1 pseudogene is annotated in these 1,250 nt (G+C 50.6%); it reads right to left on the bottom strand.

Annotated elements, in window-relative coordinates:
• Positions 1-12: 12 nt before the first annotated feature.
• Positions 13-1,147, bottom strand: a pseudogene (locus JCR24_RS17425) (IS4-like element IS5377 family transposase).
• Between the last annotated feature and the right edge of the window lie 103 nt (positions 1,148-1,250).

Here is a 1,250-nt window from a genome sequence, read left to right as displayed (position 1 = left end):
CACGAGTGTTGATTATCCAAAATTATACATACGCCTTCCATAAATTTGGGCATACTCAAACAAAGCAGCGGCCATCCCGGATTTCCAATCGAGAGGAAGCTGCCCAGAGAAAAAACGGCGAACGAACGAAATGAAGGAAAGAGAGACGTTCGTCTGTTTTTTGGTTTGATCATACAGCCATCGCAGCAACACATACGCGATGAACGCCGCAAACAGTTGGTTGTATACCGCATTTTCCGTCGTGCCAAACAAGGTCGGGACATTCAGATATTGCTTCACCCAACGGAAAAAGGACCTCAACAGTCCAACGTTGTTGGTACATGTCGGCAATGGTTTCCGCAGACGCATGGAAGAGGTTCGTCACGACCCGAATGTCGCGGCCATTCGCATCTCGAAAGATCACCACCCGGTGACGCTTGGTGGAGCGGCATTGTTTCGTCCCCAACTGGCACGTGAAGTCGGCTTGAACCGATGAGGATGTGCTGGAAAGGCGTTTCAAGCTTTTTTTCTGATGAAGTTCGATGTTGTCCTTCATCCGAATGACAAAGAGCTGATGCTGCTCCACAAATCGATCGAGGCGTTCGATTTTGAAATACGCCCGGTCTTCCACCAGCACTTGTTGAGCGTTCGTCAACTGTTCTCCCACCGGGCCATCATGACGCAGTCCGATGGTTTCCACCACGTCTGCCGGCAACGAGGATTCCGGCGAATACGCGACGTGCAGCTTCACTCCGGCGCGTTCGCCGTGATACGGCGCCCATGGCAGGCGGTTTTTCCCGACCGTGACGGTCGTCGAATCCACCACCCGAAGCGGTTTGGGAAACCGAAGCGAACGGCGGGTTTGGCGGTTGCACTTGGAAATGATCAACGCCAACAAGCGTTTCATGATGTCATAGGGAACTTCTTTCGCTTTCTTGGATACAGTTGAATAATGGAATCGCGGCAATCCATACAGAGGCCCCACATCGGCTCCGTGGCGAAAGCTTTTCCATTGATGCATGGCGGCCAGCAGGAAGAAGTGAATCAACTCGCGCAACGTAAAGGTTCGAGACGAATCACGATACCCAACCGCTTCGGCAATCAGTTGAATCTCTTCATCCGAAACAAGTTTTTGCATCAAATTCGGGAGTGTGGTATGCTTGTTCATAGAGAGCACCTCCTGGGTTTGTTTGTGTCGCTACTCACATTCTACAGGAAAGGTGCTCTTTTTTCTATACCCTTTGGATTTTATTGGATAATCAACACGCCTG

Origin of the sequence: Geobacillus sp. YHL (genome assembly GCF_022341265.1) — a bacterium.
Lineage (GTDB): Bacteria > Bacillota > Bacilli > Bacillales > Anoxybacillaceae > Geobacillus > Geobacillus thermoleovorans.
The sequence above is the reverse complement of the archived record's forward strand: the minus strand, read 5'-3'. Positions and strand labels throughout refer to the sequence as shown.